This is a genomic window from Aureivirga marina (assembly GCF_015767265.1).
Lineage (GTDB): Bacteria > Bacteroidota > Bacteroidia > Flavobacteriales > Flavobacteriaceae > Aureivirga > Aureivirga marina.
Genome location: NZ_JADPIB010000006.1, coordinates 157,831 through 182,151 on the forward strand (window position 1 = coordinate 157,831; position 24,321 = coordinate 182,151).

Here is a 24,321-nt window from a genome sequence, read left to right on the forward strand (position 1 = left end):
AAACCGAAAGAATTAATTCTTTCGGTTTTTTTATTACTTATTTTATTTCTCAAATTACGTTTACATTTTAATTTAAGACATAAAAAAAGAGCTTAATTTCTTAAGCTCTTTTTTTATAAATATGTTTTGTTTTTTACTTTCTTTTTGTACTTCCTTGCTTTACTGCTTTGTGACTTTCATAACATTCTAAAACTGCTTCAATCACTTGCAAATCGCTTGCTTTTTCAATGAAATATTTACTATAATTACAATCATCTAGTAAATTATCTAATTCTTGTTTACTTAAGTTTAAATATTCCATCATTAAATCTCTATTAAACTTACTCTCTAAAAGCCTTCTTAGATTATCTTCTTCTTTAAGTTTTTTCAACTTCTTTAGCTCTTTAGGTTTTTTTCCAAACAAATTATAGAGAAAATCTACAGGATGATAAATAGCATCTACAGGGGAACTAAACGTTTTTTTAGAAGGTTTTCCTACTTCATATGTTTGTTTTAATCCATTGATATGAATTCTTGTATACTTATCTTCTGGAATATTTTTCACATCTACTTCCAAAACACCAACTAAATCATGTGCTTTAATATTTACCTCAGCAATTTGCACTGTTTTTTCATACATTGAAATTACTAATTCATTTCCTTTTAATAAATCGTTTGTAATTCTAAGTTTTATCGGTTGATAACCAACGTGCGAAACAAAAATGGTATCATTTGCTTGCGCTGAAATTTCAAAATTTCCTTGATTATTTGTTGCTGTACCAATTACAGTATTTAAATTATAAATATGTGCTCCATTTATTGGACTTTTTGTAGTTCCATCAATAATTTGTCCATTTAATTTATTTGGAGTTGGAGTTTCTTCTGTTTCTTGTGAAAAAGAATAACTTGTGATAAATAGTAAAGATAGTAGTAAAAATAGTTTCTTCTGCATATTCTATTTGTGTAAAATGTAATTGAATAAAGGCTAAAATAAACAAAGTCTGTAATAAAAAAGACTTTAATCTATTTTTTTAGAATATTTTAATGATTCTAATTTAGACAAACTTAAGCTAGAATCATTCCATTTTTTTATAAAAAATTAATTTTTAATCTATTAGAAATAAATAATCTTTATTAAACCAAAAAAAAGACACTTTTAAAAAGTGCCTTCTATTTTTTTATTTTTTAAACTTATTCTCCTGAAGTATAAAACTTTCTCCCAGATAAACTTTTCGAACTGTTTCATCATCAGCTAATTCTTGTGGAGTTCCTTCTTTCAAAATTCCTCCTTCAAACATTAGATAAGTTTTATCTGTAATCGCTAAAGTTGCTTGTACATCATGATCTGTAATCAAGATTCCGATATTTTTATCTTTTAGTTTCGCTACAATTTCTTGAATATCTTCTACTGCAATCGGGTCAACTCCAGCAAAAGGTTCATCTAGTAAAATAAAATTCGGATTAGAAGCTAAACATCTTGCAATCTCCGTTCTTCTTCGCTCTCCTCCTGATAATAAATCTCCTCTATTTTTACGAACATGACCTAAACTAAATTCATCAATAAGTTCTTCTAGTCTTTCTTTTTGTTCTTTTTTTGACTTATACGTAAATTGAAGCACTGATAAAATATTATCTTCCACACTTAATTTTCTAAAAACAGAAGCTTCCTGTGCAAGATACCCAATTCCTTGCTGTGCCCTTTTGTACATCGGAAATTTTGTAATTTCTGTATCGTCTAGATAAATATGTCCTTCATTTGGCTCAATCATTCCTACAATCATATAAAATGATGTTGTTTTACCAGCACCATTCGGACCCAAAAGTCCAATAATTTGCCCCTGCTCTACTTCTACAGAAATTCCCTTTACAACAGTTCTACTTCCGTATTTTTTAATTATGTTGTCTGCTCTTAATATCATATCTAAATACTAACGTTGAAAAACAATTTTTATTTCTGATTAGAGCTTTCTTCTAAAGCTTCCCAGAACTCATAAGCTCTTCTTAAATGTGGAATCACGATACTTCCTCCTACAAGTGTTGCAATAGACAAAGCCTCTAAAACTTCTTCTTTATTTAATCCTTCTTTATAACAAGATTCTAAATGATATTTTATACAATCATCACAACGTAAAACTGCAGAAGCAACTAAACCAAGAAGCTCTTTTGTTCTTACATCTAAATGTCCTTCTTTGTATGCATTTGTATCTAAGTTGAAAAATCTTTTTATTACTTTATTATCTTCAGAAAGAATTTTATCATTCATTTTCTGACGATAATCATTAAATTCTTTGATCAAATCTGCCATAATTAATGTTCTTGATTTTTTATTACAAATTTAGAAATATGAATACTTATTTCGTATAAAATTAAAATTGGAATAGAAACAATTACTTGACTTGCAATATCTGGAGGTGTAATAATCGCAGCCAAAACAAGTACTAAAACAATTGCTATTTTTCTATATTTCTTTAAAAATTCTGGTGTCACAAGTCCCATTTTACTTAAGAAATAAATAATCACAGGTAATTCAAACATTAGAGAAACTCCAAGAAGTGTACTTGTTATTAAACTAATATGTGATTGGAAACTAAATTGATTTTTAATAATATCCGTAATTTGGAAACTATAAAAGAAATACACTGAAAGAGGTGCAACAATAAAATAGCTAAATAAAACTCCTAAAAAGAATAAAATAGAAGCTGAAAAGATAAATAATCTTGACTTTTTTCTTTCATTTTGGTGTAATCCTGGACTGATAAATCGCCACATTTCCCATATAATGTATGGAAAAGCAACAATAAACCCTAAAATTAAAGAAGTCCAAACCGCATTCATAATTTGTCCTGATGGATTTAAACTCTGTAAAGTGTCTGTCCCAAATTCTAAATTACACATTTCACTTTCTATACTCAATGCTTTACTTAAATTACAAAGCCATTGATATGTTGGAAAATCTCCATTTAAATGTGCAAATAAAAATTGTTCGTAAACTTGTGTTCTAAATATAAAAACTACAATTGCAACAGCAAAAATTGCTAATGTAGAACGTATTAAATGCCATCTTAGCTCTTCTAAATGAGCTAAAAATGACATATTATTGGTTTCTTTTTTTGACATATATTCTTTTAAAAAATTCCTTCTTTTATTAAATCATGTAAATGAACAACTCCAACATATTCTCCATTATCAGTAACTAAAATTTGTGTAATATTATTTGTCTCCATTTCTTCTAAAGCCTCAATTGCCATAGCATCTCGGTGAATATGTTTCGGATTTTCACTCATAATATCCTTAGCCGTTAAACTTGAAAAATCTGTAGACTTTTCTAACATTCTACGAATATCCCCATCCGTTATGATTCCTATTAAATTATTAGCATCCACAACAGCAGTTGTTCCAAGTCTTTTTTGAGAAATTTCTACAATCACTTTTTGAATAGAATCTTCTGGTGAAACTTTTGGAGCTTCATTTTTAGCAATTAAATCATTAACTCTTAAATACAATCTTTTTCCTAAAGCTCCTCCTGGATGGTATTTTGCAAAATCTTGACTAGAAAATTGTTTTAAATTTAGAAGACAAACTGCTAGTGCATCTCCCATAACCAACTGAGCTGTAGTACTTGTTGTCGGAGCCAAATTATTTGGACAAGCTTCTTTTTCTACAAAAGTATTTAAAACAAAATCTGCATTTTTTCCTAAGAATGAATCAATATTTCCAGTGATTGCAATTATTTTATTTCCATAATTTTTAATTAGTGGAATTAAAACTTTTATTTCAGGTGTGTTACCACTTTTTGAAAGACAAATGACAACATCGTTCTCTTGAATGTTTCCTAAATCACCATGAATTGCATCAGCAGCATGCATAAAAACAGCCGGTGTTCCAGTCGAATTTAAAGTCGCAACTATCTTAGTAGCAATGTTTGCGCTTTTTCCAATACCTGATACAATAACTCTACCCTTTGACTCGTATATAAATTTAACAGCCTTTTCGAAGTCAGAATTAATAAAATTACTTAAATTCGCAATGGCTTTGCTTTCTAGTGCAATTGTTTGCTTTGCATTTGCAATAATGTTATTTTTGTTATCCAAAAGGTTAAATTTTTAGTTTATAAATAAATTTTATATTTTCTTTCATTGATGCAAAGGTATCTAAAATTAGATTAAAAACAGTAATGAATAGACAGGAAATTGATATACATAAGGCTTTAAAAAAATATTTTGGTTTTTCTAAATTTAAAGGGCTTCAAGAAGAAGTAATTAGAAGTATACTGAATAAGCAAAATACTTTTGTTATAATGCCTACAGGTGGTGGTAAATCTATGTGTTACCAATTACCCGCTCTTATGCAAGAAGGAACAGCAATCGTTGTTTCTCCATTAATCGCTTTGATGAAAAATCAAGTAGATGCGATTAGAGGTGTCTCTGAGCAAAACGGAATTGCTCATGTTTTAAACTCTTCTCTAAATAAAGGGGAAGTTGCACAGGTAAAACATGACGTTGAAAAAGGAATTACAAAATTGTTATATGTTGCTCCCGAATCATTAACAAAAGAAGAATATGTTGAGTTTTTAAAGTCTCAAAAGATATCATTTGTTGCTATTGATGAAGCGCACTGTATTTCGGAATGGGGACACGATTTCCGTCCAGAATACAGAAACCTTAGAAGCATCATTAAGAAGATTGGAAATGTTCCGATTATTGGTTTAACTGCAACTGCTACTCCAAAAGTTCAAGAAGATATCTTGAAAACTCTTGGAATGTCAGATGCTACAACGTTTAAAGCTTCCTTTAACCGTTCTAATCTTTATTATGAAGTTAGACCAAAGACAGTTGACGTAAATAAAGACATTATCAAATTTATCAAAAGAAATGATGGTAAATCTGGTGTTATTTACTGTTTAAGTAGAAAAAAGGTAGAAGAAATCGCACAACTATTACAAGTGAATGGTATAAAAGCTGTTCCTTATCACGCTGGTTTAGATGCCAAAACTCGTGTGAAACATCAAGATATGTTCTTAATGGAAGATGTTGATGTTGTTGTTGCAACTATTGCTTTTGGAATGGGAATTGACAAACCTGATGTACGTTTTGTTATTCATCATGATATTCCTAAAAGTTTAGAAAGTTATTACCAAGAAACTGGTCGTGCTGGTCGTGATGGCGGTGAAGGTCATTGTTTGGCTTTTTATTCTTATAAAGACATTGAAAAATTGGAGAAATTCATGGCAAATAAACCAGTTGCAGAACAAGAAATTGGTCATGCACTTCTTCAAGAAGTTGTTGGTTATGCTGAAACTTCAATGTCGAGAAGAAAATATCTTTTACATTATTTCGGTGAAGAATTTGATGATGTTAAAGGGGAAGGCGCTGATATGGACGACAATGTTCGTAATCCAAAGAAAAAGCACGAAGCCAAAGATGAAGTGAAAACTTTATTGGAAATTATTAAAGACACAAACGAAAAATATAAAGCTAAAGATGTTGTAAATACTTTAGTTGGACAACAAAATGCTGTTTTAAAATCTCATAAAACAATTGACCAACCTTATTTTGGTATTGGAAAAGAAAAAGATGGGAAATATTGGATGGCTTTAATTCGTCAAGTTCTTGTTGCTGGATTTATCAAAAAAGAAATTGAGCAATATGGTGTAATAAAACTTACAGATTTAGGAAAGAAATTTATGGAAAATCCTGCAAGTTTTATGATGACAGAAGATCATGTCTACGATGATGGAGATGATGCTGGAATTATAACAAATTCTAAATCTTCTGGTGGAGCTGTTGATGAACAATTAATGAAAATGCTTAAAGATCTTCGTAAGAAAGTTGGAAAACAAAAAGGTGTTCCGCCTTTTGCTGTTTTTCAAGATCCTTCTTTGGAAGATATGACTTTAAAATATCCTATCAATATTCAAGAACTTAGTAATGTTCATGGAGTTGGTGATGGAAAAGCAAAAAAATTCGGTAAGCCTTTTGTTGAATTAATTGCTACATATGTTGAAGAAAATGATATCGTTCGTCCAGATGATTTAGTTGTTAAAAGTACAGGAGAAAATTCTTCTTTAAAACTTTTCATTATTCAAAATACAGATAGAAAAATTCCTTTAGAAGATATTGCAAAATCGAAAGGATTAGATTTTGAAGCTTTAATTAATGAAATGCAACGAATCGTTTATATGGGAACCAAACTAAATATTAATTATTATTTAGATGAAATTCTTGACGACGAACAACAAGAAGAAATTTTTGAATATTTCATGGAAGCAGAAACGGATAAAATTGAAGATGCTTTGGAAGAATTCGATGGTGATTATGATTATGAAGAATTACGATTAATGCGAATTAAATTTATTAGTGATGTCGCAAATTAATCTTACGATATAACAAAAAAAGCAACCAAAAAGGTTGCTTTTTTTTATGTTTTAAATTTTGATTTTTATACTTTTTATTCCTTTTTCAGTTTTGACATTTATCAAATAAACTCCTTCTGAAATGGTTTCTTGAATTGGAACTTTATATTCTGTTTTTAAACTTTCTACTTTTTTATTTATAATAGATTGACCTAGTAAGTTAAACATAGAAACCTGCTCAATCGTTTCATTTTTAGTTTGAATTACAATTTCATTTGTCAAATTTGAATAGAAAACCTTAATTTCATTTAAGTTATCTTCTGCAATATCTAAACCTTCTTGTGGCTCAAAAACAATCGAAAATCGGTTATCATGGTATCCTTTTTCGATAAAATATTCAAATGGAATATCAGAAAGTTCATGAGTTAAACTTGTTGCTCTATCTTTTAAAAATACTTTTGCATCAATATTTATTAATTCATCAATTTTAAATGTATGAATTCCGTCTCTTTCTGTTTTTACAGCTAAAGGCAATTCATGATCTACATGAAATTCTGAAACTCCAATAATAACATATTTTCTATCATTTCCTTGAAATTTCCAAAAGATATCAGTTTCTTGTTCATCAATCATTTCACTATCATATCCATTTTCATGATCTGTTGTTAATCCTTCTTTAAAACCAGCAGCAATTTGTCTAAGACCTAATTGATTGTTTTCTGTAAAATGTCCAAAACTCATTTTCAAAATACTTACCTGAGATTCTTGATTATTTGTAGTTCTTAATAAAAAAGATTCACTTGTTTCCTCTGTTTTATGTACTCTTTGCGAATTATCAAAAGTAATTGTTCCACCTGATGTAGAACCTAAAACAATAAATCCTTGTCCAACTGGCAAATATCTTTGTGGTGTTTTCGCACCAATTAATTCTTCTCCTGTGTTAATATGGATTGCTTTAACTCCTGTTAATAAATTTAAAGTAGCAAATCCACCAGAATAATCTTCAATTCCATGATAAGTTGCAGAAACATGATCCCAAAAATGTAATGTTCCATTTTTAATCACATTTATATTATCTAAAATAAATTTATTTGAGTCAAATGCAGATGGATAAGGATTTCCTAAAACACTTTCATTATTTGGTGAAATTGTTGTTGTGTAAATTCCATCATTTGGTTTTCCTATAAATACATAAGTTTCATCTCTTCCAGTTCCTTTTATAGAAAAACCTTCACCAGCTTTCACTTTTACAAATTCATCACGAATAAATTCCCAATCATTATAAGAACTTCCATCTACAAATCTCCATAACCAATAATTACTTAACTGTAAAGGCGCTGTTCCTGCATCAAAAGGACTTTCCACATAAGTATATTCAGAATGATTTGAATTCGCAGTAACTCCTTGGTATCCACCATAAATTAATTCATCATAATTTCCTCCAACATGAATTACATCCGTTACATCATGCTTATCACCCGTTTCACTAGAAACTGGTGAACTTAAATATTGCACTGTATATTTTGTCGGATGCAAAGATTTTCTTTGACGATACATTTTACCTTCTCCAGTAACTTTTGAAGATTCTGAATGTTTCTGTATAATTTGTGCATCTCCTAACAAACGAATATCTCCATCTAATTGCATTCCATCTTCAATAAATAAAGCAATTCCATCTTCAATTACTAAAGTATTGCCTTCTTTTACAACTAATTCTTTTACCTCAGCATTTTCAGATAAAATAGCTGTCATTCCTGAAGAATTTTGAGAATCAATCATTAATCTTTTACATCCATCAACCATAGAAGGAGCTTCATTTGTTCCACTTCCATTTTTATAAGCATAACCATTCCAACCAATCATTGGCAAGTATTCCAAAGTAAAATAATCTCCATCTGAAAAAGAAACTCCAGAAGCACTCCACTCTGTTCCATTTTGTGTTAAAGGATAAGAAACATAAGTTCCAAAACTTTCACTACTAGAAACAATTAATTTAAAATCATTACAATCAGAATCAATTGTTTCCATATCAATATCAGTCATTTCAAATGCAATATCTACATTTCCTACATCATTTTTTTTATCTACTCTCCATGTATTTGATAATCGATAAGAGAAATTCATCGAATTATAGTTAAAATGATAATCGTGAATATTTTTAGTGTCAGCTCCCCAGAAAATAAATTCATTATTTGAAATACTACTCGGATTTTTCATGGAAACAATACCAGTTCCTTTAGAATGTAAATGAGAACTTCCATCGGAAGCTTTCCCAATTCCAGCCACATGAAAATCAAAATTTCCGTTAGAACTTTTATCCATTTTATAAAACCCATTTCCATTAGAAGCCAATTCAGAACCGTATTTTGCACTTAAATAATTTTCAATGATAATTCTTTCTGCTAAAGTAATTTGATCTGAAAAAACTATAACTTCCGACATAGAACCATTGAATTCTCTCACATCCCAACCATACCAATAATATGCGTAATAACCCCCAAGGAAAAAACGATTATTAACATTTGTTCCTCCATTATTAATTTTTCTTAATTGTGTTAGTATATGAAATTTTTGGTTATGTGTATATCCTGAAGCACCATCAATAAATGAATTTCCTTGTGTTCCACTCCAAGCATCATCATTATTTTCTTCTGCTCCAATTGCTTGCCATTGATTGGGATTTGTCTTTGTTCTACGAATTCCTTTATCGCCTTCAAATCCAACAAGACCACCAATAAAATTATGACTTCCAGGAGTATTTGCAACAAAAATGCTACGTCCATTTACATAATTTGTAGTTCTAAAATTTCGATTTAAATCTTGCCCATCAAAAGAAGCATAGGAATTTACAGAGTTTGTAACATAAACTCCTTTTCCTTTTTGACTTGCAGTATTGTTTTGTAGGTAATATGCATGAGAATTATTTCCACTCATGTCATTCCATTGATAAATCGTTTCACCGTTTGAAGGTGTAAGTCCTCCAGAATTTTTCATCGATTCTGGTATAAGCCATAGTTCTAACGCAGAAGAACCGTCAGTATTTCCGACCCCTCCTGGTCCATTTTGCCCCATTGTAGTAGAAAAAAACAACAATGTTATAAATAGAGAAAAAATCCTCATAATCAATTTGTTTTTGAATGTTTAAGTTAGTAATAGGTTAAATTCACATAATTATTTTCTATTCAAAATTGGGATTATTGAAATCGAAAATGATGTAAGAAACGGGTATTATTTTAGTTGCTTAAACACTTTACATATTGATTAAAATGATGTTCAAATCATTTCTTTTTTCGTAGTTATAACTAGAGATTTTATGTTTTTTTCATCCGTGTAATTTTTTGCATATTTTTCCAATTATTTTATTTTCACTACACCAATATAATAATATTAAATTGAAATTTGAAAACATAACAGATTGTTTACCATTTATTTAAGCATTAAAATTATAGCTTAAACCTACGATTTCTCTATTTTCATTGAATTAAGAATGCTTGTTAAAGTTTAGGTAAAATTGCCTTTTCAAGAAGTTTTTTAGCATTCTTTTTAAAAGAAAATTAAAAAAGTGGTATTTTCGGAGAATAATATCTCAATAGAAATTATGAAAAAACTATTACTAATTATTACTCTACTTCCAGTTTGGGCTTTTTCTCAAAATACAATTCAAGATGCTTGGATTTATTTTAGTAATAAGCCAGAAGCAAACAATTTTATTGAAAATCCTCTAACAATGCTTTCACAAAAAGCTTTGGATAGAAGAATCAAACAAGGAATTTCTTTGGATGAAAAAGATGCTCCAATTCATGCATCTTATTATAATGAAATTAAAAATACAACAGGAATTCAAATTTTAGCCAAATCTAAATGGATGAATGCACTTCATATTCAAGGAACTTTTGAAGTTATTTCTAATTTAGAAAATAAAAATTTTGTTTCTCATATTGAATTTGCTGATAAAACATTAAATAGTTCAGGTGTTTCTTCAAGAGTTAAAAAGAATTCTAAAACTTTTGATGCTTCTAAAAAATTAGAAACAACCGAAAATTATAATTATGGAAATGCTACAAATCAAATCGAAATGTTAGGTGGTGAAAAACTTCACGAACTTGGTTATACAGGAAGTGAAATGACAATCGCCGTGATTGATGCTGGTTTTCCAAATGTAAATAATTTAGATGCTTTTGCTTATCTAAGAGATAATAATAAAATATTAGGTGGTTATAATTTCGTAAACAATTCTGAGAATTTTTACATGGGAAATTCTCATGGAACTTTGGTTCTTTCTGATATTGCTGGGAATGTTTCAAACGAATTTGTTGGAACTGCTCCTAATGCAAGTTTTTATTTATTTATAACTGAAGATGCTAGCCAAGAAATGCCAATCGAAGAAAGTAATTGGGTACAAGCTGTGGAAAGAGCTGATAGTTTAGGTGTAGACGTTATCAATACTTCTTTAGGTTATACAGAATATGACAATCCAAATTATAGCTATATATATGCAGATATGAATGGACAAACTGCATTTGCTTCAAGAGCTGCGGATATTGCTTTTTCTAGAGGAATGATTTTAGTTACTTCTGCTGGAAATAGCGGAAATGATGCTTGGCATTATATCGGTGTTCCTGCTGATGCTAAAAATGTTTTTACAATTGGTGCTGTTGATCCTAATAGAAATATTGCAAATTTTAGTTCTTTCGGCCCAACTTCTGACGGAAGAATCAAACCAGATGTTTGTGCTGAAGGTAGAAATGTTTATGTAATTGATGCTATTGGACAAATTAAAACTTCTAATGGAACTTCGTTTTCTTCTCCTGTACTTTGTGGAGTTGTAGCTTGTTTATGGGAAGCTTTTCCAGATAAAACTAATTTGGAAATCATGGATCTTTTAAGAAAATCTGCACATTTATATAACAATCCAACAGATCAAGAAGGTTATGGAATTCCTAATATCACAAAAATTTTAGAGGAAAATGAAATCATTCAAAATACAGATTTAACTATTTACCCTAATCCTGTAAAAGATTATTTAAAAATTAAATCTGCTTCTTCTCAAGTTGATATTAAAATATTTAATGTTTTAGGTAAAAAAATTATGGATAAAAAATTCACTAATACACCTAATGGAATCAATCTTGACATTTTAACTTCTGGAATTTATATCGTTCGAATTACGGACGAAAAAAATAAAACAACCCGAAAAATTATCAAAGAATAAATGACAAATAGAATAACGGAACTTTTTAAAATTGAACACCCAATAATTCAAGCTGGAATGATTTGGGTAAGTGGTTATAAACTTGCAGCAGCAGTTAGTAATGCTGGTGGATTAGGATTGATTGGAGCTGGCTCAATGTACCCTGATGTTTTAAGAGAACACATTCAAAAATGTAAAAAAGCTACTGACAAACCTTTTGGTGTAAATGTTCCGATGCTGTATCCAAATATTGAAGAAATTATGGATATTATTGTGGAAGAAAAAGTACCAATTGTTTTTACTTCTGCTGGAAATCCAAAAACTTGGACAAATTTTTTAAAAGAAAAAGGAATCACGGTTGTACATGTAGTAAGTAGCGTAAAATTTGCTTTAAAAGCTGAAGCTGCTGGTGTTGATGCCGTTGTTGCAGAAGGTTTTGAAGCTGGAGGACACAATGGTCGCGAAGAAACTACTACTTTTACTTTAATTCCGATGGTAAAACAAAAAGTAAAAATTCCTGTAATTGCTGCTGGAGGAATTGCTTCTGGAAGAGGAATGCTAGCTGCACAAGTTTTAGGTGCTGATGGTGTTCAAATTGGAAGTCGATTTGCTGCTTCAGAAGAGTCTTCTGCACATATCAATTTTAAAAATACAATTGTAAATACAGAAGATGGCGGAACTCATTTAACTTTAAAAGAATTGGCTCCTGTTCGATTAATTAAAAATAAATTCTTTAATGATTTACAAGATTTATATACAAAAAATCCTTCTGTAGATGATTTAAAAAGTTTACTTGGAAGAGCTAGAGCAAAAAAGGGAATGTTTGAAGGTGATTTAGATGAAGGCGAATTAGAAATCGGTCAAATAGCTGGTTTAATTCAAGAAATTTTACCTGCAAAAGAAATTTTAGACAATATTTTACAAGAATATAATGAAGTAAAACAAAGTTTTTGCTAAACAATATTAAGGTAGTTTCATCGCTACCTTTTTTTATTTTCAAAATTTATTTCCTGATTCTTTTTTAAAATATAATTCATTAAATTTAAGATAGTTAACTCAAAATAATCTTATTATGAATTCTGCTGAAAAGGAAGTTTGGAAATTAGAAGAGCATTATTGGAAAGTTTTAAATAATCTAGATTTAGATTCTTATTTAAAACTTTGGGATGAAGATTTGGTTGCTTGGCCAAGTTGGAGTGATGAAACAAGAACAAAAAGCGAAATTGGAGAATCTATCCATTTTGTACAACAAGGAAAAAATTTAGAATTCAAATATGTTTTAGAAAAACATTCTGTAAAACAATATGATTGTGTTGTGATTGCACTTTATGTTGTTCGATTTGTTTTTAAAAATAAGATTACTGAAAAAATCGAATCTTCAAAATCTACACGAATTATTCATACTTGGAGAAAATCAAATGATGGTTGGAAAATAATTGGCGGAATGAATACAGTTCCTTATTAATTTTATTCTATAATTATTTTTTTTAGCTCTTTTTGTCTTTGTTTTTATTCTAATTTTACAATCATGATAGAAAATCCGAAAGACGTATTAATTTTACATTTTCAAGAAACTATTTCATTGAAAGAAAATGAAATTTCTTTAGTTAAAAATCACTTTAAAATTAAAGAATTAAAGAAAAAAGAAATTTTGATTTTTCCTGGTGACGTTTCAAATCATATGCAATTTATCTATAAAGGTTGTTTGCGAAATTATTATATGGATCAGGAAGCAAAAGAACATATTTTGCAATTTGGAATTGAAAATTGGTGGGTAAATGATTTGTATAGTTATTTAACCAAAACTCCATCTAAGCAATTTGTTCAAGCAATTGAAAAATCTATAATTCTACAAATTCATCGAGATTCTTTAAACGAACTTTTTGATCAAATTCCAGCAATAGAGCGTTTTTTTAGATTAAAATTTGAAAAAGCTTATGTTTCTCTTCAAGATAGAACAATCAATACTTTAAGCAAAACTGCGGAAGAAAGATATTTAGAATTCCGCTCACAATATAGAGATATCGAACAACGCGTTCCTCAATATATGATCGCTTCTTATTTAGGAATTACACCTGAATTTTTAAGCGCTATGCGAAAAAAAATTGCAAAATAAGACTTTCTTAAGGTACCTTAAGATTTAAGATTTTTAGCTGATTTATTTTTGTTGTATTCAATCTTTAATACGAAATACAATGAAAAAAATACTGGCTTTTACAGGAAGTAATAGTTCCAATTCTATTAATAAAAAACTATTACAAATCGCTATAAATGAAATAGAAGAAAACTCTAATTTTCAAGTTTCATTTATTGATATTGACGAATTATCTTTTCCTATTTATAGTTTAGATGAAGAAAAAAATGGTTTTCCAGAAACTGTAAAAGAAGTGTATAAAGCTTTTACAAATTCGGATGCTTTTTTAATTTCTTCTCCAGAACATAATGGACTTCCTTCTGCTTTTTTAAAAAATATAATTGACTGGCTTTCTAGAATTGAACAACCTTTTTTTAATAATAAATCGGTTTTTTTATTAAGCACTTCTCCAGGAAAAAATGGTGGAAATTCACATTTAATTCTATTAGAAAAATTTATTCCAATGTGGGGAGGGAAATCTACAACAAGTTTTTCTTTAGGAAATTTCTTTGAAAATTATGACGAGGAAAAGAAAACAATCACAGATAAAACCTTAAAAGTTGAATTGCAAAAATTACTTAATGAATTTATTAAATCTATATAAAATAATGAAAACAGAAAATGCAAAAAAAGTTGTTGAAAATTATTTTCAAGCTTTTAAAAATGGAAATATGGAAGAAATTGAACAAATTTTTCATGAAGATTGTTTGATTGTAAGCGTTAAGGAAAATGAAAATAGAAAAACTGAAGAATTACACGGAACTTATAGAAAACGTGAAAATGTTCGTCAATTTATCACAAATATTTTAGCATTATTTCATCCGAAAGAATTTGATATTAAAAGAATTATTTCAGAAGAAAATACTGTTGTTGCAATTGGTAAATTTGTTCATGAAGTAAAATCAACGGGAAAATTATTCAAAAGTGATTGGGTGCAAATTTGCATTATTGAAGATTCAAAAATCAAAGAATATAGATTTTTTGAAGATTCTGCTGCACTTTTAATCGCTTCAAAAAAATAAAATTATGGAAGCAAAAATCATTCAAAATCTTTTTGATTTTTGGAAATTAATTGGAGAGAGAACCAGATCGTTTTATAAAAATCCTGAATTTGATTTTACGTTAATTAATCATCATATTTGGCCTTCTAAAGTTTTCAATATTTGTTCTGAAAATGTTTTAGATTTCGAGGATAAAATCAGAAATCATGAAATTCCGAATGCAATAGCAATCCCTGGGAATAATCATTTAAATTTTAGTTTTAAAAATTCTAATTTCACCAATTATTCCACAGTAAAAGCGATGTTCCTAAATTTAAAATCTATCGAAAATTCTTTTTCTAATATAAAAGAAATAGAACTTGTTGATACTTTTCAAAAAGGTGTATTCTTTAAAGAAATAGCGGAAAAATCTTTTAATTATGAAATAGATCAAATGACTATTTTTTCATTAATCGGTTATAAAAATATTCAATTATTTATTGGTAAACATGAAAATGAATATGTGACGTGTGGAATAATTTATTTAGATAAAAAAGGAAACTCTGGAATTCATATGATTGGAACAATTCCGAAATTCCGAGGTTTAGGATTAGGTAAAAAAATGACAGAAAAATTAATTTCAAAAGCAATTCAAAATAAAAGTAAAAAAGCATTTTTGGTTGCATCCAAATCTGGGGAGAAAATCTATGAAAAGTTAGGATTTCAGACAGCTGGAACTTTAGAAAGTTATAAATTAGTTTAGGGTTTAAACAAAAAAAGAGGCTTTTAACAGCCTCTTTATATTTATATCTTTATCCAATTACTTTCAATTTTGCAAATTGTAAAAGAAGTTTTTTCACTCCTATTGGAAATTTAATTTCTGCTTTCTTATCCGCACCAGAACCTTCAATATTTAATACAATTCCTTTACCAAATCTTCCATGTTCTACTTTGTTTCCAACTTCTAAATTCATCTGCACAGTTCCAACAGAAGTGGAAGTCGCTGAAGAAACTTTTTTTAAGTTTTTTGGAGGAGTAAAACGTTGCGAAGGAGTAACGTTAACCGTATTCGGTTTTGTTTTTGTCTGTGGCTTTTTAAAACGGACTGTTTTAGAAGAAGAACCATCATCAAATAATCCAGAATCTAAGAATGGATTTGCTCTTGGATTCACAGGAGGCGCTAAATGATCTAAGAATTTCTCATCAATTTCTTCAATAAATCGACTAGGCTCTGCATCCACTAATTTCCCCCAACGGAATCTAGATTGTGCATACGTTAAATATGCTTGTTTTTCCGCTCTTGTCAAAGCAACATAAAATAGTCTTCTCTCCTCTTCCAATTCACTTCTTGTATTCATACTCATCGCAGAAGGAAAAAGATTTTCTTCCAATCCAACAACAAAAACGTGTGGAAATTCCAATCCTTTTGCTAAGTGAATTGTTAATAAAGAAACTTTAGGTTCATCATCTTCTTTATCCGAATCTAAATCTGTAGCTAAAGCAACATCTTCCAAGAAATAAGAAAGAGAAGCATCTTCACCTTTTTCTTCTTGAGTATCGATAAAATCTTTTAAACCATTTAATAATTCTTGAATATTTTCTATACGACTGATATCTTCTGGAGTTCCATCACTTTCAATGTCTTTGATAATTCTTGTTTGTTTTATCACATGTTCTGCAACTTCAAAAGCATTCTTATTCTTTGCTTCTACTTGAAAACTTTGAATCATCGTTACGAAATTCTCTAATTTCGTTTTAGTTCCAGTATTAATTTTAATATCAACTTTATCTAAATTTTGTAAAACATCAAAAATTGAACGCTTATAATGATTTGCTGCAACAGTCAATTTATCCATGGTTGTTTGCCCAATTCCACGAGCAGGATAATTGATAATTCGCTTTAAAGCTTCCTCATCACTTGGATTAATTAAAACTCTTAAATATCCTAAAACATCTTTAATTTCTTTTCTTTGGTAAAATGAAAGTCCTCCATAAATTTTATATGGAATATTTTTCTTTCTTAAAGCATCTTCAATTGCTCTAGATTGTGCATTTGTACGATATAAAACCGCAAAATCATTGTTAGAAAGTTGCTCATTCATTTTTGTTTCAAAAATTCTTTCTGCAACAAATCTTCCTTCTTCACTTTCTGAATGTGTTCGCATTACTTTTACTAAACCACCTCTTTCATTTGCTGTCCAAATAGTTTTATCCAGCTTTGTTTGGTTTTTATCAATAACACTATTTGCAGCTTCTACAATATTTTTTGAAGAACGGTAATTTTGCTCTAATTTGTAAATTTTCACACCTTCGTAGTCACGTTGGAAATTCAAAATATTTTGAATATTCGCGCCACGGAAAGCATAAATACTTTGCGAATCATCTCCTACCACACAAATATTTCTAAATCTATCTGCTAAAGCACGAACAATTAAATACTGAGAATGATTGGTATCTTGGTACTCATCTACTAAAATATAACGGAATCTATCTTGATATTTAGCTAAAACTTGAGGAAAACGAGTTAAAAGTTCATTTGTTCGAAGCAATAAATCATCAAAATCCATTGCTCCTGATTTAAAACATCTTTCTACATATTGATGATAAATTTCACCAAGTTTTGGACGTTTTGCCATCATATCTGCTTCTTGCAAATCAGAATTTCCAAAATAAGCTCTTACAGTAATTAAACTATTTTTAAGTTGTGAAATCCTACCTAAAACTTGTTTTGGTTTGTATTTATCTTTGTCCAGATTCATTTCTTTAATAATCGAAGTGATTAAACGAACGGAATCTTGTGTATCGTAAATTGTAAAATTTGAAGGATAACCTAAATGATCTGCTTCTGAACGTAAAATTCTTGCAAAAACAGAGTGAAAAGTTCCCATCCATAGATTTTTTGCTTCTGCTCCAACTACTTTCGAAATACGTTCTTTCATTTCTCTTGCGGCTTTATTCGTAAAAGTTAACGAAAGAATATTAAAAGCATCTACTCCATTTTGCATTAAATTTGCAATTCTATATGTCAAAACTCGCGTTTTACCAGATCCTGCTCCTGCAATAATAATCATTGGACCTTCCTTATGTAAAACAGCTTCTTTTTGCGCTGGGTTTAAGTTATCTATATAATTCGACACGTTGTATTGTTTATAGTTTTAGAATAGTAATTTTCGTTTTTATATTTCAAAAAAACTGCTTTCAAAATTACTTATTTAATTAAAAAAATAGTATTTCAAATATAGTTTTAAGCAGTGAAAAACTGAAACAATTTAGTAAGAAAATCTCTTAAATTTCATTTCTTAAATATAATTCTCAATTTCAGGAAATAACTTTTTAAATTTCTTTTGAAATGGTGCTTTTTCAAAAATAGTTTCAGAAGTTTTTGGATGTAAAAATTGTAAAGACAAAGCATGTAAATACAATCCTTTTCCTTTTAAAATCAAATTTTCTTTTCCATAAAGTGCGTCTCCTAAAATTGGATTTCCAATTGCAGCTAATTGAATTCTCAATTGGTGTTTTCTTCCTGTTTTTGGTGTTAATTTTACCAAGTTTAAAAATTCAAATCTAGGCGATTCTACACTTTTTAAAACTTTAAATGTTGCTTCTGAATCTTTTCCATCTACCTGAGAAGTCAAAATTCCATGTTTTTCCATTTTTCCAATGGTAACAGCTAAATATGTTTTTGCAACATTTCTGTTTTCAAATAAACTATTTAAGCTTACAATAGTAGAAGCTGTTTTTCCAATCAATAAGGCACCAGAAGTTGGATAGTCCAAACGATGAATTGGCAAAGGGGCAACAGCATCTTTTTCTATACTTTGTTTTAGATTTGAAACAAGTGCATTTTTGATTGTCCATTTTTTATTTCCACTTACCTCAACACCTGCTGGTTTATTAATTATTGCTAAAAAATCATCTTCAAATAAAACTTCTAACTCCAAGTCAATTGAAGTATTTTTCTCTTTAACAGCAGTGTCTTGAAACAAATCTATTACATCACCTGCATTGATAAAACTTCCAGAATAACCACGTTTTCCATTTACCTGAATCAATCCTTTCTTAAGCGAATTTTTCATTGCTTTTTTAGAAGGAATTGTCGGAAATGTTCCTGGTACTAAATCGCACAAACGAAAGGATTTCTGTAAATTTTCAGAAACTTGATGAGTTCCTATTTTAACCAATGTTGCTTTCAATTTATTTCTATTATTTAATTTTTAAAATGGAAGCGCAAAAATACAATTTCTTTTGATTTGTAAATTAATTTCAAAAGATATTAACACGTTAATTTACGTTATATTTTCTTAAAAAAATTGCTATTTATTTTATTTAAAAGTCATTAACTATATTTAGTTATTCTATTAATGTAAATTCGTTCCACATTGATGACAAAATTCTGCTTTATTATAATGTCTTTCATTTCCACAATTTCTACAGCTTTGCGTATTTGTTCGAATATCTTTGTCTTGTCTTGTCAATTCAGAAGTTACAATTCCTGTAGGAACAGCAATAATTCCATAACCAAGAATCATCACGACACTTGCAATAAATTGTCCCCAAGAAGTTTGTGGAGCAATATCTCCATAACCAACAGTTGTTAGTGTTACAATTGTCCAATAAATACTTCTAGGAATACTTGTAAATCCAGCTTCTGGACCTTCAATTAAATACATTACAGTTCCTAAAATCACAGCGATACTTATAACAGCTAATAAAAAAACCGAAATTTTAGCGCGACTTGCTCGAATTGCTTTTATTAAAAGATTCGATTCGCCTATAAATCTTGCTAGTTTCAAAATTCTAAAAACTCTTAATAGTCTTAAAATTCGCACAGCAATTAAAACGTTTGCTCCTCCAAAAAACAAGGAAACATATTTAGGAATTGTAGAAACAAAATCAATTAATCCATAAAAACTAAAAACATAGCGTAGTGGTTTATTAACCGTTACAATTCGTAGAATATATTCTATAGAAAACAAAATTGTAATCAACCACTCTGCAATATTAATCCATTCTTGGTATTGAATTCGAAAATCTTCTACACTTTCAAGCATTACAACAATTAAACTTGAAAGAATTAAAATTAATAAAACAATGTCAAAATTTTTTCCTGCTGGAGTATCGGCTTCATAAATAATTTCATGCAATTTTTCTTTCCAATTTCTTTCTTTTTCTTTCATTTATTTAAATTATTTCTTCAAAAATCTAAATTATTTTAATTTTGCAATATGGCAAAAAAAGGTAAAGAAAAAAATACGGTAAATAAGGCGAAACATAAAAAGTTGATGGATCGCAAAAAGAATAAGCTTCGAAAATCGAAAGAATCGACAAAACAACGATTAAAAGCAATTATTCAAAAAGCAAATGAATCAAAATCTGAGGAAGCTTTAGAGCAATAAAAAAAGCGAAAGAAAATAACTTTCGCTTTTTATTTTTAGGTGTATTTTTTTAAAACTTATATCCTACAGAAAATTGTAAAACAGAGTTTTTCATATCATCTTCAGCAACTATTTTATAGAAACCATAACTATAAACTGCTTGCACAAAAACATCAAAATCAAAGTGATACCCAAGTCCTACACTTCCATCAATTCCAAAACTTTTTGATCTGTTCAATTTATCTCTTTCACGAATCACTTGTGGATTTGGAATAAGTGGAATTGTTTCTTTTGTTTCAATTTCATTATCTGCTAAAATTGCAAATTGTGGTCCTAAGAAAACATTGAATCCGTCTACAATATAATATTTAGCATAAACTGGGATATTAATATAATGCAATGTAATATTTGTATAAATTTCATTCATTACATTTTCATCACCTCCATAAGGAGTTGTATAATTACTTTTTGCTCCTTGTCTTGAATATAAAACTTCTGGCTGAATAGAAAATCTATCAGTCAGATGAATTTCATAAACTAAACCTGCTGTCCATCCAACTTTAGTTTCACCACCATAAATATCACTATTTACTAAATCTGTTATTGTGACACCTCCTTTGACTCCCCACGACATTTCTTTTTTTTGTGCATTTATCGCAAAAAAACCTGCGAAAAATAATAGAATTACTAATAATAAATTTCTCATAATGAATTTCTTTAAGATTTATTCTAATCGAAATTAATTATTAAATAAAGACGTTTTTTATAATAAACTGATAAACTTTGTTAAGATTCTCTAAAAATTTAATCAAATTTTATATTTATTTATCAATTTTTTTTCTTTAGCATTGGCACAAAACGAAAATTACCATAAGTTCTTTTCTCAAAATCTAATTCTGTAGTTCTAGTTAAAACAGTCATTATTTGATCTTCTACTCCAACTGGAATTACAAGTTTTCCTCCAATTTTAAGCTGCATCAATAAATCTTTAGGAATAAATGGTGCTCCAGCAGTTACAATAATTCCATCATATGGCGCAAATTCTTTGATTCCTTTATAACCATCACCAAAAGACATATGTTTTGGTTTATAGCCAATTTTTGGTAAAAACAATTTTGTTTTTTTATATAATTCTTTTTGTCTTTCTATAGTATAAACTTTTGCATTCATTTCTAACAAAACTGCTGTTTGATATCCTGATCCTGTTCCTATTTCTAAAATTTTCTGATCAGGTTTAACGTCAAGTAATTCTGTTTGAAATGCAACAGTATAAGGTTGCGAAATGGTTTGTTCTGCTGCAATAGGAAAAGCTTTATCTTGATAAGCAAAGCTTTCAAAGCCAGAATCCATAAATAAATGGCGTGGAATTTTCTGAATCGCTGTTAAAACATTCACATCCTTTATCCCCTTCTCAATCAATATCTTGACTAACCTATTTCTTAGTCCCTGATGTTTAAATGTATCCTTCACTTTCTCTTAATATTTGAAAGTATAAAATTAAATATAAATCATTAAAAAATTGTTACTTTTGTTCAAAACAAATTTTTATGTTAAAAGCTGGCGTTTTAGGTGCAGGTCACCTTGGTAAAATACATTTAAAATTATTAAAACAATCTTCGAAATATGAGCTTGTTGGTTTTTACGACCCAAGTGCTGAAAATGCAAAAAAAGTTTCGGAAGAATTTGGATATAAAGCCTTTGCTACTATTGATGAATTAATCGACGCAGTTGACGTTGTAGATATTGTTACTCCTACACTTTCTCATTTTGATTGTGCTGTAAAAGCAATCGAAAAAGGAAAACATATTTTTATTGAAAAGCCTATTACAAATACAATTCAGGAAGCGGAAGAACTTTTAGAACTTTCTAAAAAATATGGTGTAAAAGGACAAGTTGGACATGTAGAGCGATTCAATCCTTCGTTTACAGCAGTAAAAGATGTGATGGATTCACCAATGTTTATCGAAACACATCGTCTTGCTGAATTTAATCCAAGAGGAACAGATGTTCCTGTAGTTTTAGATTTAATGATTCACGATATTGATGTTGTATTAAGTGTAGTAAAGTCGAAAGTAAAAAATATCAATGCAAGTGGAGTTTCTGTTATTAGCGATACTCCAGATATTGCAAATGCTCGTATTGAATTTGAAAATGGATGTGTTGCAAATTTAACTTCAAGTAGAATTTCTATGAAGAATATGCGTAAATCGCGTTTCTTCCAAAAAGATGCTTACATTTCTGTAGATTTCTTAGAAAAGAAAAGTGAAGTTGTAAAAATGAAAGATGCTCCAGAAAATCCAGATGAATTTGCAATGATTCTTCAAAATGCAGAAGGTGTGAAAAAACAAATTTACTTTGAGAATCCTAAGATTCATCCAAACAATGCAATTTTAGATGAATTAGAAACTTTTGCAGATGCTATTATTAATGATACAGATCCTATTGTAACATTAGAAAATGGAACAGATGCATTAAAAGTTGCACATCAAATTATTGCTTGTTTTAAATAAAATAAACCCAAAGAATAATTAAAAAATTAACGAAAATAACATGAAAAATATTACAGTTATCGGAGCAGGTACAATGGGAAATGGAATTGCTCATGTATTTGCACAAACTGGATTTACAGTAAATTTAGTAGATATTTCTGAAGCTGCTTTAGAAAGAGGAATTGCTACAATTTCTAAGAACTTAGATAGAATGGTAGCAAAAGAAAAAATCTCTCAAGAAGATAAAGAAGCTACTTTAGGAAATATTACTTCTCTAACTTCTGTGGAAGAAGGAGTAAAAGATGCTGATTTAGTAGTAGAGGCTGCAACTGAAAATGTAGATTTAAAATTAAAAATCTTCAAGCAATTAGATGAATTAGCTCCAGAAAAAACAATCTTAGCTACAAATACTTCTTCTATTTCTATTACTAAAATTGCTTCTGTTACTGGAAGACCAGAAAAAGTAATTGGAATGCATTTCATGAATCCTGTGCCAATTATGAAATTAGTAGAAATTATCCGTGGATATTCTACTACAGATGAAGTAACTGAATCTATTATGGAATTATCTAAAACTTTAAAGAAAGTTCCTGTAGAAGTAAATGATTATCCTGGATTTATCGCTAACAGAATTTTAATGCCAATGATTAACGAAGCAATTTATTCTCTTTATGAAGGAGTTGCTGGAGTTTATGAAATTGACACAGTAATGAAATTAGGAATGGCGCATCCAATGGGACCATTACAATTAGCAGATTTCATTGGATTAGACGTTTGTTTATCAATCTTAAATGTATTACATGAAGGATTTGGTAATCCAAAATATGCACCATGTCCACTATTAGTAAATATGGTTACAGCTGGAAAAAAAGGTGTGAAATCAGGTGAAGGATTCTATGATTATTCAGAATCTAGAAAAGCTGAAAAAATTTCTGCACAATTTTTAAAATAAAAATGAGTTATAGTACTAAATAAAAAGGATTTTATTTAGTATTAATTGATTTAAAAGCTCGTCATTTGACGGGCTTTTTTTTATTAAATCCACTTTCTCTCTTCCATTTTTTCACCAACTAAAATAAAAATACAGCTCAAAGTATTAGAAAGCAATCATTTGTAAGCTTTTCTACATTTTTAATTTATTTTTTTTCTTAATAATATTTTTTTTGGCACCACTTTTGTCTAATCATATTCAAATTAACAAAATTAACAATATGAAAAAATTATTATTAACAGCATTAATTGCATGTGGTGTTCAATTTGCAAATGCTCAAACGGAAAAAGGAGCTATTTTAATTGGAGCAGGTTCTAATTTTAATTTTAGTTCAACAAATTCAAAAGTTGATGTAGACGGAAATAAAACTGATATAGGTAAAACAACTCAATTTGGTTTAGAAGCAAAGGGAGGATACTTTTTCATTGATAATTTAGCAGGAGGATTAAATCTTGGTTATGATTCTGAAACTATAAAACCAGAAATTGGAGATGATGTAAAAAGTTCTTCATTTTATGTAGGACCATTTGCTCGTTACTATTTCGATTTAGATAAAATTAAGCCATTTGCAGAAGCAGGTTACAACTTTGGAACTGCAAAAGAAGAAGATGGAAATACAACAACTGACTTTAATTTAAGCGGTTGGAATGTTGGAGTTGGAGCTGCATTTTTCTTAGGAAAATCTGCTTCTATTGACTTAGGTCTGCAATATGTCTCGAACACTTTAAAAGAAAAAGATAGTTCGAATGACGCCAAATTAATTAATTCTGGTGTTCAATTTAGTGGTGGATTTACTTTTTATTTATAGGACTTAAAAATTTAGTCAAATT

At 29.1% G+C, this 24,321-nt stretch carries 23 protein-coding genes; 12 read left to right on the plus strand and 11 right to left on the minus strand.

Features of this window, described 5'->3' with window-relative positions; genetic code table 11:
- Positions 1-133 precede the first annotated feature (133 nt).
- From I1A51_RS13695 to I1A51_RS13715, 5 genes are all read right to left on the minus strand, one after another.
- The gene (locus tag I1A51_RS13695) at positions 134-931 is read right to left on the minus strand and encodes a carboxypeptidase-like regulatory domain-containing protein (protein WP_196894850.1); all 798 of its coding nucleotides are present in this window, start codon (positions 929-931) and stop codon (positions 134-136) included.
- Positions 932-1,157: 226 nt separating this feature from the next.
- The gene (gene lptB, locus I1A51_RS13700) at positions 1,158-1,898 is read right to left on the minus strand and encodes an LPS export ABC transporter ATP-binding protein (protein ID WP_196894851.1); all 741 of its coding nucleotides are present in this window, start codon (positions 1,896-1,898) and stop codon (positions 1,158-1,160) included.
- Between the two features lie 29 nt (positions 1,899-1,927).
- Positions 1,928-2,284 carry a carboxymuconolactone decarboxylase family protein gene (locus tag I1A51_RS13705; protein ID WP_196894852.1) on the minus strand — a complete coding sequence of 119 codons (357 nt, stop codon included), beginning with the start codon at positions 2,282-2,284 and terminating at the stop codon, positions 1,928-1,930.
- 2 nt (positions 2,285-2,286) lie between these two features.
- Entirely contained in the window at positions 2,287-3,096 is an 810-nt protein-coding gene (gene tatC / locus I1A51_RS13710) for a twin-arginine translocase subunit TatC (protein WP_196894854.1), read from the minus strand.
- An 8-nt stretch (positions 3,097-3,104) separates the two neighbouring features.
- The gene (locus tag I1A51_RS13715; protein ID WP_196894856.1) at positions 3,105-4,070 is read right to left on the minus strand and encodes a KpsF/GutQ family sugar-phosphate isomerase; all 966 of its coding nucleotides are present in this window, start codon (positions 4,068-4,070) and stop codon (positions 3,105-3,107) included.
- A gap of 83 nt (positions 4,071-4,153) precedes the next feature.
- Here I1A51_RS13715 and recQ point away from each other — a divergent pair, with 83 nt between their 5' ends.
- A complete protein-coding gene (gene recQ / locus I1A51_RS13720) occupies positions 4,154-6,352 on the plus strand; it encodes a DNA helicase RecQ (RefSeq protein ID WP_196894858.1) in 2,199 nt (732 codons plus the stop codon).
- Between the two features lie 51 nt (positions 6,353-6,403).
- Here recQ and I1A51_RS13725 read toward each other — a convergent pair whose 3' ends face one another.
- Positions 6,404-9,451: a T9SS type A sorting domain-containing protein gene (locus I1A51_RS13725; protein ID WP_196894860.1), complete on the minus strand. Its 3,048-nt coding sequence runs from the start codon at positions 9,449-9,451 to the stop codon at positions 6,404-6,406.
- 478 nt (positions 9,452-9,929) lie between these two features.
- Between I1A51_RS13725 and I1A51_RS13730 the strand changes: the two genes are divergently transcribed.
- The 7 genes from I1A51_RS13730 to I1A51_RS13760 all read left to right on the plus strand — a co-directional run bounded on the left by I1A51_RS13730 (position 9,930) and on the right by I1A51_RS13760 (position 15,399).
- A complete protein-coding gene (locus I1A51_RS13730; RefSeq protein WP_196894862.1) occupies positions 9,930-11,543 on the plus strand; it encodes a S8 family serine peptidase in 1,614 nt (537 codons plus the stop codon).
- Positions 11,544-12,479 carry an NAD(P)H-dependent flavin oxidoreductase gene (locus I1A51_RS13735; protein WP_196894870.1) on the plus strand — a complete coding sequence of 312 codons (936 nt, stop codon included), beginning with the start codon at positions 11,544-11,546 and terminating at the stop codon, positions 12,477-12,479.
- Positions 12,480-12,594: 115 nt separating this feature from the next.
- Positions 12,595-12,987, plus strand: a complete 393-nt coding sequence (locus I1A51_RS13740; protein WP_196894872.1) for a YybH family protein — start codon at positions 12,595-12,597, stop codon at positions 12,985-12,987.
- A gap of 63 nt (positions 12,988-13,050) precedes the next feature.
- The gene (locus I1A51_RS13745) at positions 13,051-13,638 is read left to right on the plus strand and encodes a Crp/Fnr family transcriptional regulator (protein WP_196894874.1); all 588 of its coding nucleotides are present in this window, start codon (positions 13,051-13,053) and stop codon (positions 13,636-13,638) included.
- A gap of 79 nt (positions 13,639-13,717) precedes the next feature.
- Positions 13,718-14,260, plus strand: a complete 543-nt coding sequence (locus tag I1A51_RS13750; protein ID WP_196894876.1) for an NADPH-dependent FMN reductase — start codon at positions 13,718-13,720, stop codon at positions 14,258-14,260.
- A gap of 4 nt (positions 14,261-14,264) precedes the next feature.
- Complete coding sequence (locus tag I1A51_RS13755; protein WP_196894878.1) at positions 14,265-14,678, plus strand: nuclear transport factor 2 family protein; 414 nt, start codon at positions 14,265-14,267, stop codon at positions 14,676-14,678.
- Positions 14,679-14,682: 4 nt separating this feature from the next.
- Entirely contained in the window at positions 14,683-15,399 is a 717-nt protein-coding gene (locus tag I1A51_RS13760) for a GNAT family N-acetyltransferase (RefSeq protein WP_196894879.1), read from the plus strand.
- Between the two features lie 49 nt (positions 15,400-15,448).
- Here I1A51_RS13760 and I1A51_RS13765 read toward each other — a convergent pair whose 3' ends face one another.
- The 3 genes from I1A51_RS13765 to I1A51_RS13775 form a co-directional block, all read right to left on the minus strand.
- Positions 15,449-17,773 (minus strand): ATP-dependent helicase, encoded by a 2,325-nt coding sequence (locus I1A51_RS13765; protein WP_196894881.1) that lies wholly within the window; start codon positions 17,771-17,773, stop codon positions 15,449-15,451.
- A gap of 162 nt (positions 17,774-17,935) precedes the next feature.
- Positions 17,936-18,829 (minus strand): RluA family pseudouridine synthase, encoded by an 894-nt coding sequence (locus tag I1A51_RS13770; protein ID WP_231374038.1) that lies wholly within the window; start codon positions 18,827-18,829, stop codon positions 17,936-17,938.
- A gap of 165 nt (positions 18,830-18,994) precedes the next feature.
- A complete protein-coding gene (locus I1A51_RS13775) occupies positions 18,995-19,813 on the minus strand; it encodes an ion transporter (protein ID WP_196894883.1) in 819 nt (272 codons plus the stop codon).
- A gap of 48 nt (positions 19,814-19,861) precedes the next feature.
- Here I1A51_RS13775 and I1A51_RS13780 point away from each other — a divergent pair, with 48 nt between their 5' ends.
- The gene (locus I1A51_RS13780) at positions 19,862-20,032 is read left to right on the plus strand and encodes a hypothetical protein (RefSeq protein ID WP_196894884.1); all 171 of its coding nucleotides are present in this window, start codon (positions 19,862-19,864) and stop codon (positions 20,030-20,032) included.
- Between the two features lie 49 nt (positions 20,033-20,081).
- On the opposite strand, the gene I1A51_RS13785 is transcribed toward I1A51_RS13780, so the two are convergent.
- Positions 20,082-20,717: a porin family protein gene (locus tag I1A51_RS13785; RefSeq protein WP_196894885.1), complete on the minus strand. Its 636-nt coding sequence runs from the start codon at positions 20,715-20,717 to the stop codon at positions 20,082-20,084.
- 122 nt (positions 20,718-20,839) lie between these two features.
- On the minus strand, positions 20,840-21,481 hold the full coding sequence (locus I1A51_RS13790; protein ID WP_196894886.1) for a protein-L-isoaspartate(D-aspartate) O-methyltransferase: 642 nt from the start codon (positions 21,479-21,481) through the stop codon (positions 20,840-20,842).
- A 77-nt stretch (positions 21,482-21,558) separates the two neighbouring features.
- Here I1A51_RS13790 and I1A51_RS13795 point away from each other — a divergent pair, with 77 nt between their 5' ends.
- The 3 genes from I1A51_RS13795 (at position 21,559) to I1A51_RS13805 (ending at position 24,299) form a co-directional block, all read left to right on the plus strand.
- Positions 21,559-22,521, plus strand: coding sequence for a Gfo/Idh/MocA family protein (locus I1A51_RS13795; protein ID WP_196894887.1), 963 nt, complete (start codon positions 21,559-21,561; stop codon positions 22,519-22,521).
- A gap of 40 nt (positions 22,522-22,561) precedes the next feature.
- Positions 22,562-23,452 (plus strand): 3-hydroxybutyryl-CoA dehydrogenase, encoded by an 891-nt coding sequence (locus tag I1A51_RS13800; RefSeq protein ID WP_196894888.1) that lies wholly within the window; start codon positions 22,562-22,564, stop codon positions 23,450-23,452.
- A gap of 259 nt (positions 23,453-23,711) precedes the next feature.
- Positions 23,712-24,299, plus strand: coding sequence for a porin family protein (locus tag I1A51_RS13805; protein ID WP_196894889.1), 588 nt, complete (start codon positions 23,712-23,714; stop codon positions 24,297-24,299).
- Positions 24,300-24,321 lie beyond the last annotated feature (22 nt).

Excerpts from the sequence above, each read along its gene's own strand:
- recQ (WP_196894858.1), top strand. The coding sequence starts at position 4,154 with ATGAATAGACAGGAAATTGATATACATAAGGCTTTAAAAAAATATTTT.
- I1A51_RS13725 (WP_196894860.1), bottom strand. The coding sequence starts at position 9,451 with ATGAGGATTTTTTCTCTATTTATAACATTGTTGTTTTTTTCTACTACA.
- I1A51_RS13780 (WP_196894884.1), top strand. The coding sequence starts at position 19,862 with ATGGCAAAAAAAGGTAAAGAAAAAAATACGGTAAATAAGGCGAAACAT.
- I1A51_RS13695 (WP_196894850.1), bottom strand. The coding sequence starts at position 931 with ATGCAGAAGAAACTATTTTTACTACTATCTTTACTATTTATCACAAGT.
- I1A51_RS13735 (WP_196894870.1), top strand. The coding sequence starts at position 11,544 with ATGACAAATAGAATAACGGAACTTTTTAAAATTGAACACCCAATAATT.
- I1A51_RS13745 (WP_196894874.1), top strand. The coding sequence starts at position 13,051 with ATGATAGAAAATCCGAAAGACGTATTAATTTTACATTTTCAAGAAACT.
- I1A51_RS13760 (WP_196894879.1), top strand. The coding sequence starts at position 14,683 with ATGGAAGCAAAAATCATTCAAAATCTTTTTGATTTTTGGAAATTAATT.
- lptB (WP_196894851.1), bottom strand. The coding sequence starts at position 1,898 with ATGATATTAAGAGCAGACAACATAATTAAAAAATACGGAAGTAGAACT.
- I1A51_RS13740 (WP_196894872.1), top strand. The coding sequence starts at position 12,595 with ATGAATTCTGCTGAAAAGGAAGTTTGGAAATTAGAAGAGCATTATTGG.
- I1A51_RS13805 (WP_196894889.1), top strand. The coding sequence starts at position 23,712 with ATGAAAAAATTATTATTAACAGCATTAATTGCATGTGGTGTTCAATTT.
- tatC (WP_196894854.1), bottom strand. The coding sequence starts at position 3,096 with ATGTCAAAAAAAGAAACCAATAATATGTCATTTTTAGCTCATTTAGAA.
- I1A51_RS13750 (WP_196894876.1), top strand. The coding sequence starts at position 13,718 with ATGAAAAAAATACTGGCTTTTACAGGAAGTAATAGTTCCAATTCTATT.
- I1A51_RS13775 (WP_196894883.1), bottom strand. The coding sequence starts at position 19,813 with ATGAAAGAAAAAGAAAGAAATTGGAAAGAAAAATTGCATGAAATTATT.
- I1A51_RS13755 (WP_196894878.1), top strand. The coding sequence starts at position 14,265 with ATGAAAACAGAAAATGCAAAAAAAGTTGTTGAAAATTATTTTCAAGCT.
- I1A51_RS13800 (WP_196894888.1), top strand. The coding sequence starts at position 22,562 with ATGAAAAATATTACAGTTATCGGAGCAGGTACAATGGGAAATGGAATT.
- I1A51_RS13785 (WP_196894885.1), bottom strand. The coding sequence starts at position 20,717 with ATGAGAAATTTATTATTAGTAATTCTATTATTTTTCGCAGGTTTTTTT.
- I1A51_RS13730 (WP_196894862.1), top strand. The coding sequence starts at position 9,930 with ATGAAAAAACTATTACTAATTATTACTCTACTTCCAGTTTGGGCTTTT.
- I1A51_RS13705 (WP_196894852.1), bottom strand. The coding sequence starts at position 2,284 with ATGGCAGATTTGATCAAAGAATTTAATGATTATCGTCAGAAAATGAAT.
- I1A51_RS13795 (WP_196894887.1), top strand. The coding sequence starts at position 21,559 with ATGTTAAAAGCTGGCGTTTTAGGTGCAGGTCACCTTGGTAAAATACAT.